Source organism: Nonomuraea sp. B10E15 (assembly GCF_039871615.1).
In the GTDB taxonomy this organism is placed as follows: domain Bacteria; phylum Actinomycetota; class Actinomycetes; order Streptosporangiales; family Streptosporangiaceae; genus Nonomuraea.
In genome coordinates this window covers 403,344-418,824 of the sequence record NZ_JBDPMB010000003.1, presented here as the reverse complement: position 1 = coordinate 418,824, position 15,481 = coordinate 403,344, and the positions used below count along the sequence as shown (strand labels likewise).

The window sequence follows — 15,481 nt, the reverse complement described above, 5'->3', positions numbered from 1 at the left end:
CGGCGCCGGGCGGCGCCGGGCTGGGCTCATGTCCCGCTGCCCACGGGGACCGGGCGGGCGACGGCGGCCAGCCGGGCGGCCACGCGGGACAGGTCGAGCCCGTTGGCCTCCTCCACCCGGGCGACCGCCGCGGCGGGCACCGCGGCGATGCCGTTGAGCGCGCCCGCGACCGCGGCGGCCATGCAGCCGACCGTGTCGGAGTCGCCGCCCGCGGTGGCAGCGGCGACCGCGGTCCGGAACGGGTCGCCGCCGGCCGCCACCAGCAGGCCGATGGCCGCCGGGCAGGCCTCGGCCGCGGGCAGGCCGGTGCCGATGACGGAGGCTATCCGCTCGATGGCGTCGTCCAGGTCGCGGGACTGCACGGCGAGCGTGACGGCGAGGTCGATGCGCTGGGCGACGGAGGGGCCGGGGACGTGCCGGCCCTGCTCGCCGCCGAGGGCCTCGCCGAGTTCGGCGCCGCGCCGCGCCGCCCGTACGACCTGGAACAGGTCGGCGCCGTCCACGCAGGCGGCGGCGGTCGCGGCGGCGATGGCCGCGGCTCCGGCGACGCCGATGTTCGTGTGGTGACTCGGCACGCACGTCAGGTGTGCCGCGCGGACGGCGCCCTCGACGTCACCGGGGTGCACCAGGCCGGCGGGGGCGACCCTCATGGCGCCGCCGTTGCTGGCGCCCTCGCTCATGACGCGTCCCGCCTTGCCCACCTCCCAGGGGTCGTCCCCGGCCTTGAGGCGTTCGATGGCCTTGCGCGTGGTCGGGCCGGCGAAGTGGGGATAGTAGGAGGGGTTGCCTGACCAGCCGATGAGCAGGCGCGCCATGACCTCGGGGGTGACCTCCCCGTCGTGCTCGGCGAACGCCTCGGCGAGCAGCAACATCTGGCTGGAGTCGTCGGTGATCTGGGCCGGTCCGCGCCCGACCGCGTACGGCGCGTCGGGCAGCGGCGCGTGGAAGCTCTCGACCCTGCGGCCGAACAGTTCCCGGATCTCCGGGATGGAGCGTTCCTCGGTGGGCGCGCCGAGGGCGTCGGCGATGCAGGCGGCGGCCAGGCTGCCGTGGATGCGGTCGAGAAGTGTGGTCATCGGATTCCTTGTGGACGGGGTGCGGCGTCGAGGGTGACGTTCCGCAGGGACGTCTCGAGGCCGGTGCCGGCGTCGAGGTAGGCGCGCGAGCCGAGGCGGCCCACGCAGAGGGAGGCGGTGGCGACGCCGGCGCGCAGGCTGCCGGCGAGGGAGCGCCCGAGGATCCAGGACCCGGTGAACGCCCCGGCCAGGGCGTCTCCGGCGCCGGTCGTGTCGACGACCTCGGCCTCCGGCCCGCGCGCGTGCCAGCTTTCGTCCCGGCTGTGGCAGGCCGCGCCGTCGCGCCCGCCGGTCACCACGACGACGGACGCGCCGGCGGAGATGAGCAGCTCGGCGCAGCGCCCGGGGTCGCCGCCGGCCAGCACCTCGACCGCGCCCTGGTTGCAGAAGACGAGGTCGCTGGCGTGGGCGAGGTCGAGCGTCCTGTCCAGGCGCCCGGTGACGGCGTCGGGTTCGAGGTCGACGGCCACGGCCGCGCCGTTCGCTCGGGCCCGGGTGGCGAGGTCGAGCGCCCAGTCCAGGTCGTCGGCCAGCGGGGCGACGACCCGCGCCGTACGGAGCAGGTCGTCGGAAACCTGTCCCGTGGCCGGGATCTTGACCTCGGTCACCGCTCCGACGAGGGACTTCTCGCCGGTGTCGTCGAGCTGGACCACGCAGAACCAGGTGTGCCCGCCGGCGACGGTGACGCTCGCGGAGACGTCCACGCCGTGGGCGGCCAGCCGGTCCAGCGCCTGGCGGCCGGGCTCGTCGGAGCCCACGGCGGTGACCAGGCCGCTGCGGGCTCCGGCGAACCGCGCGGCGGCGGCCAGGTTGGCGCTCATGCCCCCGCCCTGGATGCTCAGCAGCCGCCCGATCGCCTTGCCGTCGGCGGTGGCGATGTGCGGCACCCGGACGAAGTAGTCGACGCTGGCGTCTCCGACCGCCAGCACGTCCAGCGGCCGCGGGTTCGTGGCGGTCATCCGGGAGCCCTCCGGCTGAGGAGGTTGTTCAGCAGGGCGGCGCCGACCAGGACCAGGCCGAGGATGCCGGTCTGCACGGAGTTGCCGACCTGGGCCAGCTGCAGCCCCCAGGACAGCACCACCACGACGACGAGCGCCAGCAGGACGCCGCTGAGGTGCCCGCGGCCGCCGAAGATGTGGATGCCGCCCAGCACCGCGATGGTGATCGCCTGCAGCTCCATCCCGAGGCCGGCGCTGGGCCGGGCCGTGAGCAGCCACGCGTTGGTCACCACGGCGCCGAGCGCGGCCAGCGCGCCGGACAGGCAGTACAGCCGAAACCTGAGCTTGTCCACGTCGACCCCGGCCAGGGCCGCGGCCCGGTCGCTGGTGCCGATCTGGTGCAGCCGCCGGCCGAAGGCGGTGCGGTTCTGCGCCCAGATGGCCACGGCGAACGCGGGCGCCAGCACCAGGAGCACCTGCGCGGGCACGCCGAGGATCGCGGTCTGCCCGAGGGCGGCGAAGCCCTCCCGGTTGAACCCGCCGAGCTGGCCTCCGTGGGTCAGCACCTGGGCGAGCGCGCCGTACAGGAAGAGCGTGCTCAGCGTGACGATCAGCGGGGGCAGGCCCAGCCGGGCGACCATGAAGCCGTTGACGGAGCCGAGCAGCGCGCCGAAGGCGACGGTCACCAGCGCGGCCAGCCACGGGCTGAGCCCGAGGTTCTGGGCGAGCAGGCCCATGACGATGCCCGACAGGCTCAGCGCGGACCCGACGGACAGGTCGATGCCGCCCCGGCCGCCGAGGATGACCAGCGACACGCCGAGGGCCAGCAGGCCGATGACCGCGCCGTACTGCGTCATCGCCAGCAGGTTGCCCACCTCGAGGAAGTACGGCGACAGCAGGCTCATCAGCGCGCCGAGGGCGACGATGAGCACGGCGAGGAACACCCTGCGATCGCTCACGCGGTCCCGCATCGACCGCCGGGGCAGGGCTCCCGTTGTCATTTCTTCGCTCCGATCCGCTTGTCGAGGGTGCGCCGGGTCAGCACGTCGAAGGCCACCGCGAGGGCGACGGCCGCCCCGACCAGCACGCCGTTCCACAAGGGCGGCACTCCCATCAGGACGACGCCGTTCTGCAGCAGCGCGATGAAGGCCAGGCCGCCGAGGGTGCGCAGCACGCCGCCCTCACCGCCGAGGATGCTGGTGCCGCCGACGACCACGGCGGCGATCGCGGGGAGGGTGAGCTCGTTGCCGGCCGTGGCCTGGACGACGCCCACCCTGCCCACGTAGATGAGCGCCGCGACGCCGACGAGGACGCCCACGAGCACGTACGCCGCGAACGCCGTCCGGCCGACGGGTACGCCGAGCAGCCGCGCGCCCTCCGCGTCGTTGCCGATGGCGAACAGCCGCCGGCCAAACACCCGGTGCCGCAGCACGTACGCCAGCACGCCGAACACGGCCAGCACGACCAGGCCCACCAGGGGGATTCCGCCGGCGCGGGCCGGGCCGAGCGCGGGCACGACGGGGCCGGCGAAGACGTCGGTGCTGTTCCAGAGGACGAACAGCACGGTCTTGAAGACGGCGGCGGTGCCCAGCGTGGTGATGATGGGGGAGATCCGCCCGCCGACGACCAGGCCGCCGTTGATCGCGCCGAGCGCGCCGCCGAGCAGCACGGAGATCACGACGACGAACGGGGGCGGCATGCCGGCGACGACGAGCGTGGCGCCGACCCACGCGACCACGCCGAGCATCGGCCCGACGGACACGTCGATCCCGGCCAGCAGGACGACCAGCGTCACGCCGGCGGCCAGCAGCGCCAGGTCGGCCGAGTTGATCACTACGTTGGCGAGGTTGGCCGCGGACAGGAAGCCGGGGGCGGCCACGGTGAAGAAGATCACTTCCGCGATCAGGAGGATCGGCAGCAGCGCGTTGCGCAGGAGGACCAGCATCCGCGCGGAGGGCGCGAACGCGGAGGGGACGGTGGTCGTGGTCACCGGTTCACCCCCATCGTGGCGCGCAGCACCGCGTCCTCGGTCAGGTCGTCGCCGCTCAGCTCGGCGGCCATGCGGCCCTCCCGCATGACGTAGACGCGGTCGGAGACGGCGAGGAGCTCCGGCAGGTCGCTGGAGACGACCAGCACCGCGGTGCCGTCGCGGGCCACCTCGACGAGGCGCTGCTGGATGTCGGTCTTGGTGGCCACGTCGATGCCCCGGGTCGGCTCGTCCAGGATGAGGATCTTGGGTTCTGTGGCGAGCTGCCGGGCGAACAGCGTCTTCTGCTGGTGGCCGCCGGACAGGCCGGTGACGGGGAAGGCGGGTGACGGGGCCTTGATGCGCAGCCGGTCGATCCACGAGGTCGCGAGCTCGCGCTCCTCGGCGCGGCGGATGACGCCGAGCCGGCCCAGCAGGTCCGGCAGCTTGACGGCCGTGATGTTGCTGAGGGTGTCCATGCCGGGGAAGATGCCGAGCGTCTTGCGGTCCTCCGGCAGGTAGGCGATGCCGCGGGCCATGGCGTCGCGCGGGCCGCGCGGCGTGTGCGGCTCGCCGTCCACCCGCATGGTTCCCGCGCTGGGGCGCAGCACGCCGAAGACGGTCAGCGCCAGCTCGGTACGCCCGGCTCCGACGAGTCCGTACAGGCCGACCACCTCGCCGCCGCGCACGGTCAGGTCGACGTCCGACACGGCTCCCGGCACGGTGAGCCCCGAGGTCTCCAGCATGACCGGCCCGGGCCGGGCGGGTGAGCGGCTGATGGCGGAGTTGACCGGTCGGCCGGACATCATCTCCAGGATCCTGTCGTGGTCGGCCTCCGAGGCGGGCAGGTCGCCGGCGAGCCTGCCGTCCTTCAGGACGATGAACCGGTCCGCGACGTGCTCGAGCTCCTCGAAGCGGTGGGTGATGTACAACACGCCCACCCCGGCCTCGGAGAGCCGCTGCACGATGAGGAACAACCTGCGGACCTCGGCGTCGGTCAGGATCGAGGTGGGCTCGTCCAGGATCAGCACCTTGGCTTCGACGTCGACCGCCCGGGCGATCAGCGCCAGCTGCTGTTCGGCCAGGCTGAGCGCGTCCATGCGCCGGGTCAGCAGTTCCACGGGGACGTCGAGCCGCCGGAACAGCTCCTCGCCCCTCCCACGCATCCGGCGCCAGTCGACCTGGCCCGCGCGGTCGCGGGGCTCGCGGCCGACGTAGAGGTTCTCCAGCACCGACAGCCGGGGGAAGAACGACGGCTCCTGGTAGACGACGCTGACGCCGCCGGCCAGCGCGGCCCCCGGGGAGGCCGGCCGGTGCGGTGCGCCGTCGAGGACCATCTCGCCGCCGTCGGGCGGATACACGCCAGCGATGATCTTGATGAGGGTGGACTTGCCGGCGCCGTTCTCGCCGAGCACCGCGAGCCGCTCGCCCGCCCCCAGCGTAAAGCCGACGTCGTCGAGTGCGGTGGTGGCTCCGAAGCTCTTGGACAGGCCGGACGCCGAGAGGATGGGCCGCACGTCGCTCCTAGTAGTCATACTGGGCGATGTTCGCCTTGGTGAAGACCATCGGCGGGCCCATGACGAGCGTCGTGGTCGCCGCGGAATACTCGACGGGGTCCTTCAGCCCCGGCACGGTGTTCTTCGGGGCGAACTCCTTGCCGTCCATGAGCTGCTTCATCGCCCAGACGGTCAGCACGCCCAGGTTCGGCACGTCCCAGAGCACGGTGGAGCTCATCACCCCGGACTCGACGTACGGGCGCGCCGTCCGCGGCGAACCGAAACCGGAGACCGCCACCTTTCCCGTCTTGCCGGCGTTCTGGACGGCCTGCGCCACCCCGGGGACCGCGGTCGACGGCACCGCGATGATCGCCTTGAGATCGGGGTAGGCGGTCATCAGGTCCTGCGCCTCTTTGAGCGCCTGCGCGGTGTCGGTGGTGTAGCGCACGCCGCCCACCAGTTCCATGGCGGAGTAGGTGGACTCCTGCCGCTTGCGCGCCTCGGCCACCCAGCTGTTGAACGTCTGCGTGTCGGCCGCCCCCGACACGATGCCGTACTTGCCCGTGCCGCCCATGGCCTTGGCGATCTCGTCCATCACGGTCGCGCCGAGCGCGGCGTCCGAGGCCTGCTGCACGAACACCTGGCGTTCGCTGTCGGGCGCGTCGGCGTCGGAGGTGACCACGACGATGCCCTTCTTCCGCGCGGCCGCGATCGCCGGGTTCATCGACCGGGGGTCGAGCGGGGACACCGCGATCGCGTCGTAGCCCTGCTGGACGAGGCTGTTGAAGATGCGCAGCTGCTCGGTCGCGTCCGCGGTGGAGGGCCCCGCCTGGGTGTACGACATGCCGAGCGACTTCGCCGTCTTCTCCGCGCCCTCCTTGAAGGCGGAGAAGTAGGGTACGCCCTCCACCTGGGAGACGAAGGCCACCTTGGGCCCCTCGCCGTCACCGGTGCTGGGAGCGGCGCTCTGGCCGGCCGGCCCTCCCACGGTCGAACAGGCCGCCAGGGCGACGGCCGTGCAGATGGCCACGAGCCCGGCACTGATGTTTCGCATATCGCATCCCGAGGAGACGAACGGACAGGTCTGTAGGCGCGCCCCCTTATTCGCCCGACGCGGCCACCGTAAGAATTAGTACCAACGAGTGTCAAGAGTTGTAGGTACAAATCTGGATGTTGTTGGTATATGTTGTGCATGGAGCTAGTTGACTGGTACTTCGGTCTGCGCCGGGTTCGCGAGCGAGGGGAGATGGGCCCGCATGACCAAGCGCCATGCGCACGAGATCGTGGCTGATTCGCTGCGCACGCACATCCTCGAAGGCCGCTACAAACCGGGGCAGCGCCTGCCGTCGGAGGAGGCGCTCACCGACGAGTACGGCGTCAGCCGCAACACCGTGCGGGTGGCGCTGAACCACCTCGCCGCGGCCAACCTGATCACCCGGCGCCGCGGATCCGGCAGCTACGTCAACGCCGACCTCGGCATCAGCCACTCCCTCGGCAACCTGCGCAGCTTCACCGTGCTCCTGCGCGACCTGGGCCTGCAGCCGGGCATCACCGAGGTCGAGGTGCGCCTCGACCCCAGCCCTCCCCTGGAGATCCTCGGGTTCCTCCCCTCCGAGGTCGCCTGGCTGGTCCGCAGGGTGCGGACGGGCTCGGGCTCGCCCTTCGCCCTGCTCGACTCGTGGCTTCCCGACCGCATCGGCTCGCGGATCGACCCGGAGGCCCTGACCCGCCGCCAGTCCCTGTACGCCTCACTCGCGGAAGACCTCGACATCAGGGTCGCCGAGGCCACGGAGAGCATCCACGCCGAGGCCGCCGACGAGCGCGAGGCCCGTGTCCTCGACGTCCCGGTCGGCAGCCCGATCATCGTCATCAGGCGGTGGACCTATGACCGCGCGGGCAGGCCCGTCGAATACACCCGGTCGGCCGCCCGCGGTGACCGCTACCGGTACGTGGTCAAGCTCCGCGCCTGACGGCGGCGCGCCTGTGACGTCTGCTCAGCCGAGCGACGTGATCAGCCGCGGCAGGGTCGCCGGGTCGTGGAAGAGCGTGGCGCCCAGGCCCGCGAGGCGGCCGGCGGGGGTGAAGCCGCCGGCGTAGGCCAGGCAGCGCATGCCCGCGCTCATCGCCGCCGTCACCCCGAACGGGCTGTCCTCCACCACCACGCACCGCTCCGGCGGCACCCCCATCGTGTCCGCCGCGTGCAGGAACAGGTCGGGCGCCGGCTTGCCCCTGGCCACGTCCTCGGCGCTGAACACCCGCCCGTCGAACCATTTGGCCAGCCCTGTGAGCTCCAGGCTGCGGCGGATCGTGGTGTGCCGGCCGTTGGAGGCCACGCAGGCCGGCACCGTGAGCTGGTCGATCGCCGCCTCGATGCCCTCGATGGCCCGCAGCTCCGCCATCATCGCGGCCTTGTGCTCGGCGTTGAGCTGCTCGCGCCAGCCCGGTGGCGTCTCGCCGACCTGCTCGGCCCAGTATTCGTTGGTGCAGCCCACGAAACGCTCGGCGTACTCCGCCTCGTCGATCGTCCAGCCCAGACGCCGCAGCGCGGCGGTGCCCACGCGCGTGGCGATGGGCTCGCTGTCCACGAGCACGCCGTCGCAGTCGAAGATGACCAGGTCGATGGCCAAGCCTGCTCCTTTCCCGGGGAGGTCCGGCTACGAACCTATCTGATGTGACATAGCGCCAGGTGATAGCGTTCGCGTATCGCTTCACAAGACGCCCGTCCGCATAGTGAGACCCGTATGACGACATCCCCCCAGACCGTGGCCCCCAGCAGGTCAAGGGTCGCGGCAGCCAGCCTCATCGGCACCGCGATCGAGTTCTACGACTTCTACATCTACGGCACCGCCGCGGCCCTCGTGCTGAACGCCGCCTTCTTCCCCGACCTCGACCCGGTGGCGGGCACCCTGGCGTCGTTCTCGACGTTCGCCGTCGCCTTCATCTCGCGCCCGCTCGGCTCGGCGGTGTTCGGGCACTGGGGCGACCGGATCGGCCGCAAGTCCATGCTCGTCGTGTCGCTGCTGGTGATGGGCCTGTCAACGGTGGCGATCGGGCTGCTGCCCGGATACGCGGCGATCGGCGTCATGGCGCCCGTGCTGCTGGTGTTGTTGCGGTTCACGCAGGGCATCGGCCTCGGCGGCGAGTGGGGTGGTGCGGCGCTGCTGGCCACCGAGCACGCGCCGCCCGGCAAGCGCGGGCTCTACGCGATGTTCCCGCAGCTCGGCCCGTCGGTCGGCTTCATCGTGGCCAACGGGCTGTTCCTCGTGCTCGGCGAGACGCTCAGCGACGACGCGTTCGGGAGCTGGGGGTGGCGGCTGCCGTTCGTGGCGAGCCTGCTGCTCGTGATCGTCGGTCTCTACGTACGGCTCAAGATCTCCGAGACGCCCGTCTTCCAGAAGGCCATGGACCAGCGGCGCATCGCCAAGGTGCCGTTCGCCGGGCTCATGCGGCACCAGTGGCGGCGGGTGCTGCTCGGCGCCGGCGCCATGACCATCGCGTACACGCTCTTCTACACCGCCACCACCTACTGCCTGGCGTACGGGACCGGCGAGCTGGAGATCCCGAAGACCACGATGCTCGCGCTCACCATGATCGGCGTGGTGTTCATGGCGGCGGGCACCGTGGTCTCGGCGATGGTCTCCGACCGGCTGGGCCGGCGCCGCACCCTGATCGCGGGCACCGGCGTGGCCGTCGTGTGGGGACTGGTGATGTTCCCGCTGATGGAGACCAGGTCCGTCTTCCTCACCGGCCTTGCGCTGGCCGGGGCGCTGGCGCTGATGGGATTGATCTTCGGGCCGATGGGGGCGTACCTGCCCGAGCTGTTCAGGACCGAATACCGCTACAGCGGCGCGTCCGTCGCCTACAGCCTCGGCGGTGTGCTCGGCGGCGCGGTGCCGCCGCTGGTCGCCACCGGCATGCAGGCCGGCGGCATGGGAGCGCTGGCGGTCGGCGGCTACGTGTCGGCGATGGCGCTGCTGAGCCTGCTCTGCTTGCTCGCCCTGCCCGAGACGGGCGACGAATCCCTATGAAACCAACAAATCGCGGCGGCGGGCTCGGTAACATGAGGGTCATCAACACGGCGGTCGAACAGAGCCGTGGCGCCCACGGCCGCGCTGACTTCACGGGCTGACTTCACGGGCTGACTCCTTCAAGCCGGCCCGTGAAGTCAGCGCGGCCGGAACGCCTCAACCGCTCTCGTAACCCGGGAAGAGCAGAGCCAGCTCCCGCGGGTACGTCCCGATCAGGCGCAGCTCGTCGTCCGTGAGCGGCCTGCCCGTCATCGCGTTGCAGAGCTGCACCAGCCGGAAGGCCAGCTCCTCGTCGGGCGTCTCGATCCCCAGCCCGTCCATGACGTGCCCGAACCCGGCCTTGCCGCCGTACTCGCCGGTCAGCACCACCCGCCCGCTCCTCGCGTGCCAGTCCTCGGGGAACGGTCCCAGCGTCGCCTCGTCGTACAGCTCGTAGTTGCCGTGGTCCTTCAGCGCGCCGTCGGCGTGGATGCCCGACTCGTGCGCGAACGCGTTGCGCCCCACCCCCACCTGGTTGTACGGCAGCGGCTGCCCCAGCGCGTAGCTCGCCCACAACCCGAACCTGCGGGCCCACGACAGGTCGAGCGCGTCGCCGATCTCGGCGTCGAGCCCGAAGCCGTGCTCGAAGGCCAGGATGGTGGAGAGCAGGTCGGCGTTCCCCGAGCGCTCGCCGACGCCGTTCACGCACGTGTTGATCCACGCGTCCTGCCCCGCGTCGAGATCGCCCAGAGCGCCCGAGACCGAGTTGGCCACGGCCATGCCGAGGTCGTTGTGGCAGTGGGTCTCGACCGGCATCGCGGTCGCCGCGGCCAGCTCGGCGAAGCGCTCGCGGATCCGGCCGGGCGTGTCACCGCCGATCGTGTCGCAGTAGCGCACGCGGTCGGCGCCCGCCTCCTTGGCCGCCAGGGCGAACTCCAGCAGGAAGGCGCCGTCCGTACGCGAGCCGTCCTCGGCGTTCACCCCCACGGTCAGCGCGCCCCCGGCCTTGGCCGCGCGGACCGCGGCCGCCATCTCCCTGAGGATCGCCTCCCTGTCCAGGCGGCCGCGGAACTTGTTCTGGATCATGTAGTCGGACGTCGAGATGGACAGGTTGTAGTGCTTCAGCCCGAGCGGCGCCGCCTTCTCCACGTCCTGCGGCACGCCCCGGCACCAGCCGGACAGCCGCAGCGCACCGAACGCCCCGGCCTCGGCCAGCGCCACCTGCGCCCTGACGTACGGGACCTCGTGGAAGAGGAACGGGAAACCGATCTCGGACTGAGCCACGCCGAGCCTGGCCAGATAGAAGTTGACCATGGTCTTGCCGAACTTCGACAGGCCGGTGCGTGCGGTCTGCACGCCGTCCCGGTTGGTGACATCAAGGAAATGAACGTTGGGCATGCCCTCACGTTGACATGGTTGCTCAACGTGTATCAATATTGATTTTCATCAACATGCCGGAGGGCTTCCCCGCGATGGAGTGGATCGACGCGGCCACGGCCGCCGAACGGCTAGGCGTCAAACCCGCCACGCTGTACGCGTACGTGAGCAGGGGAGTGCTGCGCCGGCGGCACGGCGACGACGGGCGGCGCAGCCTCTTCTCCGCCGAGGAGGTCGAACGCCTCGCCCGCCGCGGCCGCCCCCGCAACCGGCCGCCCGAGCTCGTGATCGAGTCGGCCGTCACCGCCCTCGGCGTCGACCGGCCCTACTACCGGGGGCGCGACGTGCTGGAGCTCGCCGCGACCAGCGGCTTCGAGACGGTCGCCGCATGGCTCTGGACCGCCGGCCCCGCCCTCCCGCACCAGCGGCCCGCACCCGCCGGCTCCCCTGCGGGAAGCGGCGGTCACGGCGAGGAGTCTGCGGCGCCCTCCGGCGGCGCGGTGTGGCGGTGCGAGCCGCAGGCGCTGCGGGCCGCCGTCGCCGCCCAGCAAGGGCTGCCGGAGGACCTGCTGCCGCTCGATCGCCTCCAGGTGATCGCCACCGTGCTGGGCGCCTCCGACCCCCTCCGCCACCAGCTCGATCCCGCCTCCGTGAGCGACACGGGCCGCCGCCTGATCGCCGGCCTGGTCGACGCCATGCCGCAGCTCAGCGAGCCGCAGGGCGAGTCGATCGCCCAGCGCCTGTGGTCCCGCCTGTGCCCGGCGCCGCCCGCTCCCGGCCTGCTCCACGCCCTCCAGGCGGCGCTGGTGCTGCTCGCCGACCACGAACTGGCCGCCTCCACGCTGGCCGCCAGGGTCGCCGCCTCCGCGCGGGCGGACCCGTACGCCGTGGTCCTGACGGGCCTCGGCGTGCTGGGCGGCCCGTTGCACGGCGGTGCTTCGTACGGCGCGGAGCGCCTGCTCGCCGAGGTCGCCGAGCCACGCCAGGCCGCGCGCGCGATCACCGATCGCCTGCGCCGCGGCGAACGTGTCCCCGGCTTCGGCCACAGCGTCTACACCAACGGCGACGGCCGCGGCGGCGCCCTGCTGGACCTGGTCAAGGAGGCCGCGCCGGAGCACGAGCGGATCGCCGCGGGACAGGCCGTGCTGGCCGAGATGCGCCGCAGGCGGCTGCCCGAGCGCAACATCGACTTCTCCCTCGCCATCCTGGCCGCCGTCAGCGGCATGGTGAGCGGCGCGGGCGAGGCGATCTTCGCGGTCGCCAGGGCGGCGGGCTGGCTCGCGCACGCCATGGAGGAGTACGAGCGCGGCACCCTCCTCCGCCTGCGCGCCTCCTACACCGGCCCGCCGATCACCTGACGTCGGCCGGGTGGTCATGCAGCGATCAGGACGGGTTTAATGCCTATGAACCAGATGTGCCAAAGGTGAGCAACGAGACTGGAGTGATGACGTGCGAGCGGCCCCTGAGGACGATCCGCCCACCGGAGCGGGGGAGGCTGCCGGTGGTCAGGTCAGGGCGGCCGTCGGTGAGGACGGCCTGCTGGCCAGGCTGAAGCTGGACCCGCGGGCGATGCGCCTCGGGTCGCACGAACTGGCCGGCCACATCGTCGCCGCCGTGCGGGCGGCGCAGCAGGATCGGCTGGCGCGGGTCGCCGAGCCCGCCACGCCCGCGGAGGACGGCCCGGACACGGAGGAGTTCATCCGCCGCGTCAACGACATGGAAGCCCAGGCAGCCAGCGATTTCGCCCGGTTGACGTCCAGTCTGGAAGAAATGTTGCGCCGCCTGGACGATCCGCCCTCAGGAAAGATGCACCGTGATGACAGATGAAGAGATCACCTGGGACGTCGCCGGCCGCGAAGCGTCCGCCCGGCACTTCCGTACGCTGACGGACGAGCAGCAGCAGGTCCACGAGGGCTTCCGGGGGCAGGTGGCGGGCAGCACGGGCCCGTTGCCCTACCCCGACTTCGCCGGCCCCTACCAGGACTACCTGGTCGCGCTGTTCGGCGGCTCCGCGGAGGTGATCGCCGGGCTCGGCGGGACGGGACAGGGCCAGGCGCTGATGGCGGCGACGAACGCGGAGGCGGAGGCGGCGGCGATGGGAGAGGTGAGCGCCGATCATGGCCACCGGGCTTGAGGAGGCCGGTTTCGGCCTGCTGGGTGTTCCGCGCCCGCCGGACACCACCGAGTTGGAACGCCAGGCGGGCGTTCTGGAGTCGCTGGGCCGCGCGCAGGCGTCGGTCGCCGGCGACGGCGCGCGCGCGTTCCGGCTCGGCGGTGCGAACACGGGCGCCGCTTCGGACGCGCTGGCCGAGCACGTGTCGGGTCAGGACGGTGTGCTGCGGCGCAGCACCGCCCAGGCGCAGCTCGCCTCGCTCGGAGCGGGCGCCGCGCAGGTCGCGTGGAACGCGGTCAAATGGGCCGGCAGGATCCTCGTCGGGCTGGCCGGGATTGCGGGCCTGGCCGCTCTCACGCCGCAGGGACGGGCGCTGATCAGGCCGCTGCTGCGGCCGGTCGCCCAGCGCATGCAGCAGTGGCTGCTCACCGCCACCCGGTTCATCGGACGGATCTACACCCGGCTCGCCGAGCGGCTCAGGGGGACACCCGCCAAGGCGGCGCGCACTGCGGCCATGCGTGCCGGCAACTCGACGAACGAGGCCACCATGAGCATGAACTGGGCCGGCAAACGGCTGAGCGAGGTCGAAACGCACGTGCGCAGCGCCAGAGACACGCTCAGGGCCGCGTACGCCCACAACAGGACCGACGCCGCCACCATTGCCCGGCTCGACGCACAAGGGCTCGCGAACCACCCGTATCTCGATGACATGACCAAACGGAAACTGCAGGGGCAGGGACGCCGGCTGCAACAGATCGAGAGGCAGCTCAGCAGGCACAGCGCCGAACACCTGGACGACGCCCGGCGGCACGTGGACGAAGGGCTCGGGATCGCCAGGGCCAACGGGCTGGACGCCTCCGACCTGAACGGCGTGCGGCAGCAGGTGAGCGACTTGACCTTCCAGCGCGCTGAAATGGCCGACCGCGCGTGGTCCGCCCGCATGGACATCAACGGTCCCTTCGAGATCCAGGACATGTACCGGATCGTGTGACCAAGCGGGCCGTGACGGGCACACCGCGGGGGCCGGCCACGCGACCGGTTGCCACCGTGTGAGGGCTGGTGATGTTCCTGCTGACGAGTAGTCATGCGCACGCTGGGACGGGTTTAATGCTGTTGACTCTGATGTAGACAGATGGTTTCGAACTGGAGTAATGATGTACCTGCGGCGCCTGAGGACGACGCGCCTAGCGGTGCCGGGGAGACCGCTGACGCTCTGGTGGGGCGATCGTGGCGAGGGCGGTTTGCCGGCCAGGCTGAGGCTGGACCTGCGGGCGATGCGTTTCGGGTCGCACGAGCTGGTGGGCCACATCGTCGCCGCCGTGCGCGCCGCGCAGCAGGATCGGCCGGCGCGGGCGGCCGACGATCTCGCGCTGTTCGGCGGCTCCGCGGAGGTGATCGCCGGGCTCGGCGGGACGGGACAGGGCCAGGCGCTGATGGCGGCGACGAACGCGGAGGCGGAGGCGGCGGCGATGGGAGAGGTGAGCGCCGACCATGGCCACCGGGCTTGAGGAGGCCGGTTTCGGCCTGCTGGGTGTTCCGCGCCCGCCGGACACCACCGAGCTGGAACGCCAGGCGGGCGTTCTGGAGTCCCTGGGCCGCGCGCAGGCGTCGGTCGCCGGCGACGGCGCGCGCGCGTTCCGGCTCGGCGGTGCGAACACGGGCGCCGCTTCGGACGCGCTGGCCGAGCACGTGACGGGTCAGGACGGTGTGCTGCGGCGCAGCACTGCCCAGGCGCAGCTCGCCTCGCTCGGAGCGGGTGCCGCGCAGGTGGCGTGGAACGCGGTCAAATGGGCCGGCGGGATGCTCGTCAAGCTGGCCGTGTTGGCAGGCGCGGCCGCTCTCACGCCGTCGGGACGGGCGCTGATCAGGCCGCTGCTGCGGCCGGTCGCCCAGCGCATGCAGCAGTGGCTGCTCACCGCCACCCGGTTCATCGGACGGATCTACACCAAGCTCGCCGAGCGGCTCAGGGGCACGCCCGCCAAGCCGCCGGCCACCGGGCAGCCGGCGGCCGCCCGGACCGCGTCCGCCACGCAGCGGGGGACGGGACAACATCCCGTCACGGCGGCGCAGTCCAGGGCCATGCAGGCACAGGCCCGTGCCGGGGAGTCCATCCGACAAGCCAGGTCCATCATCGTCCGCGCCGAAAAAGGATTGGCACAGGCACAAAAGCACGAGCAGGACGCCAAGATGACCCTCGATGTCAGGCTGAGGGGCGCGCAAGGGCGCGGAGAGATCAGCGAAGACAGGAGAAGGCAACTGGCTGGGCAACCGCTGGCGGACCATCCGTATCTTGACGAATGGATGAAGCAGCGCCTCCGGCAGCAGGCTGCGTCGCGGCAACAAATCGAATCAGAGCTCGGGCTGGGCGGCAGACATCTGGACGACGCCGGCCGCCGGGTGGACGATATCGCCAGGGCGAACGGGCTGGACGCGTCCGACCTGCAGAATCTGCGCCGCGAGGTGAGCGACTTGAAGCGCCGGTTCTCCCGACTTGGCTGACAGTCCGGC

16 protein-coding genes are annotated in these 15,481 nt (G+C 72.0%); 8 read left to right on the top strand and 8 right to left on the bottom strand.

Annotated features, from left to right (window positions below):
• Positions 1 to 26: 26 nt before the first annotated feature.
• The 6 genes from ABGB14_RS14815 to ABGB14_RS14790 are packed head-to-tail and all read right to left on the bottom strand — an operon-like array spanning position 27 to position 6,530.
• Complete coding sequence (locus tag ABGB14_RS14815) at positions 27 to 1,076, bottom strand: ADP-ribosylglycohydrolase family protein (protein ID WP_347644193.1); 1,050 nt, start codon at positions 1,074 to 1,076, stop codon at positions 27 to 29.
• Positions 1,073 to 2,035, bottom strand: coding sequence for a carbohydrate kinase family protein (locus tag ABGB14_RS14810; RefSeq protein WP_347644192.1), 963 nt, complete (start codon positions 2,033 to 2,035; stop codon positions 1,073 to 1,075). The genes ABGB14_RS14815 and ABGB14_RS14810 overlap by 4 nt, the downstream gene beginning before the upstream one ends.
• Positions 2,032 to 3,015: an ABC transporter permease gene (locus ABGB14_RS14805; protein WP_347644191.1), complete on the bottom strand. Its 984-nt coding sequence runs from the start codon at positions 3,013 to 3,015 to the stop codon at positions 2,032 to 2,034. Before ABGB14_RS14805 ends, ABGB14_RS14810 begins: the two co-directional genes overlap by 4 nt.
• Complete coding sequence (locus tag ABGB14_RS14800) at positions 3,012 to 4,004, bottom strand: ABC transporter permease (protein ID WP_347644190.1); 993 nt, start codon at positions 4,002 to 4,004, stop codon at positions 3,012 to 3,014. The genes ABGB14_RS14805 and ABGB14_RS14800 overlap by 4 nt, the downstream gene beginning before the upstream one ends.
• A complete protein-coding gene (locus ABGB14_RS14795; protein ID WP_347644189.1) occupies positions 4,001 to 5,497 on the bottom strand; it encodes a sugar ABC transporter ATP-binding protein in 1,497 nt (498 codons plus the stop codon). Before ABGB14_RS14795 ends, ABGB14_RS14800 begins: the two co-directional genes overlap by 4 nt.
• A 7-nt stretch (positions 5,498 to 5,504) precedes the next feature.
• Positions 5,505 to 6,530 (bottom strand): autoinducer 2 ABC transporter substrate-binding protein, encoded by a 1,026-nt coding sequence (locus ABGB14_RS14790; protein WP_347644188.1) that lies wholly within the window; start codon positions 6,528 to 6,530, stop codon positions 5,505 to 5,507.
• A gap of 202 nt (positions 6,531 to 6,732) precedes the next feature.
• Between ABGB14_RS14790 and ABGB14_RS14785 the strand changes: the two genes are divergently transcribed.
• The gene (locus ABGB14_RS14785; protein WP_347644187.1) at positions 6,733 to 7,446 is read left to right on the top strand and encodes a GntR family transcriptional regulator; all 714 of its coding nucleotides are present in this window, start codon (positions 6,733 to 6,735) and stop codon (positions 7,444 to 7,446) included.
• Positions 7,447 to 7,470: 24 nt separating this feature from the next.
• Here ABGB14_RS14785 and ABGB14_RS14780 read toward each other — a convergent pair whose 3' ends face one another.
• Entirely contained in the window at positions 7,471 to 8,103 is a 633-nt protein-coding gene (locus ABGB14_RS14780) for an HAD family hydrolase (protein WP_347644186.1), read from the bottom strand.
• A gap of 114 nt (positions 8,104 to 8,217) precedes the next feature.
• Between ABGB14_RS14780 and ABGB14_RS14775 the strand changes: the two genes are divergently transcribed.
• Positions 8,218 to 9,504: an MFS transporter gene (locus ABGB14_RS14775; protein WP_347644185.1), complete on the top strand. Its 1,287-nt coding sequence runs from the start codon at positions 8,218 to 8,220 to the stop codon at positions 9,502 to 9,504.
• A 156-nt stretch (positions 9,505 to 9,660) separates the two neighbouring features.
• Here ABGB14_RS14775 and ABGB14_RS14770 read toward each other — a convergent pair whose 3' ends face one another.
• Entirely contained in the window at positions 9,661 to 10,881 is a 1,221-nt protein-coding gene (locus tag ABGB14_RS14770) for a hypothetical protein (protein ID WP_347644184.1), read from the bottom strand.
• A 53-nt stretch (positions 10,882 to 10,934) separates the two neighbouring features.
• Between ABGB14_RS14770 and ABGB14_RS14765 the strand changes: the two genes are divergently transcribed.
• The 6 genes from ABGB14_RS14765 (at position 10,935) to ABGB14_RS14740 (ending at position 15,472) form a co-directional block, all read left to right on the top strand.
• Entirely contained in the window at positions 10,935 to 12,218 is a 1,284-nt protein-coding gene (locus ABGB14_RS14765; RefSeq protein WP_347644183.1) for a citrate/2-methylcitrate synthase, read from the top strand.
• Positions 12,219 to 12,309: 91 nt separating this feature from the next.
• Positions 12,310 to 12,687, top strand: coding sequence for a hypothetical protein (locus ABGB14_RS14760; protein ID WP_347644182.1), 378 nt, complete (start codon positions 12,310 to 12,312; stop codon positions 12,685 to 12,687).
• Positions 12,677 to 12,994 (top strand): hypothetical protein, encoded by a 318-nt coding sequence (locus ABGB14_RS14755; RefSeq protein WP_347644181.1) that lies wholly within the window; start codon positions 12,677 to 12,679, stop codon positions 12,992 to 12,994. The genes ABGB14_RS14760 and ABGB14_RS14755 overlap by 11 nt, the downstream gene beginning before the upstream one ends.
• Positions 12,978 to 13,964: a hypothetical protein gene (locus tag ABGB14_RS14750; RefSeq protein ID WP_347644180.1), complete on the top strand. Its 987-nt coding sequence runs from the start codon at positions 12,978 to 12,980 to the stop codon at positions 13,962 to 13,964. Before ABGB14_RS14755 ends, ABGB14_RS14750 begins: the two co-directional genes overlap by 17 nt.
• A gap of 199 nt (positions 13,965 to 14,163) precedes the next feature.
• The gene (locus ABGB14_RS14745) at positions 14,164 to 14,481 is read left to right on the top strand and encodes a hypothetical protein (protein ID WP_347644179.1); all 318 of its coding nucleotides are present in this window, start codon (positions 14,164 to 14,166) and stop codon (positions 14,479 to 14,481) included.
• Entirely contained in the window at positions 14,465 to 15,472 is a 1,008-nt protein-coding gene (locus ABGB14_RS14740) for a hypothetical protein (RefSeq protein ID WP_347644178.1), read from the top strand. Before ABGB14_RS14745 ends, ABGB14_RS14740 begins: the two co-directional genes overlap by 17 nt.
• Positions 15,473 to 15,481: the final 9 nt, after the last annotated feature.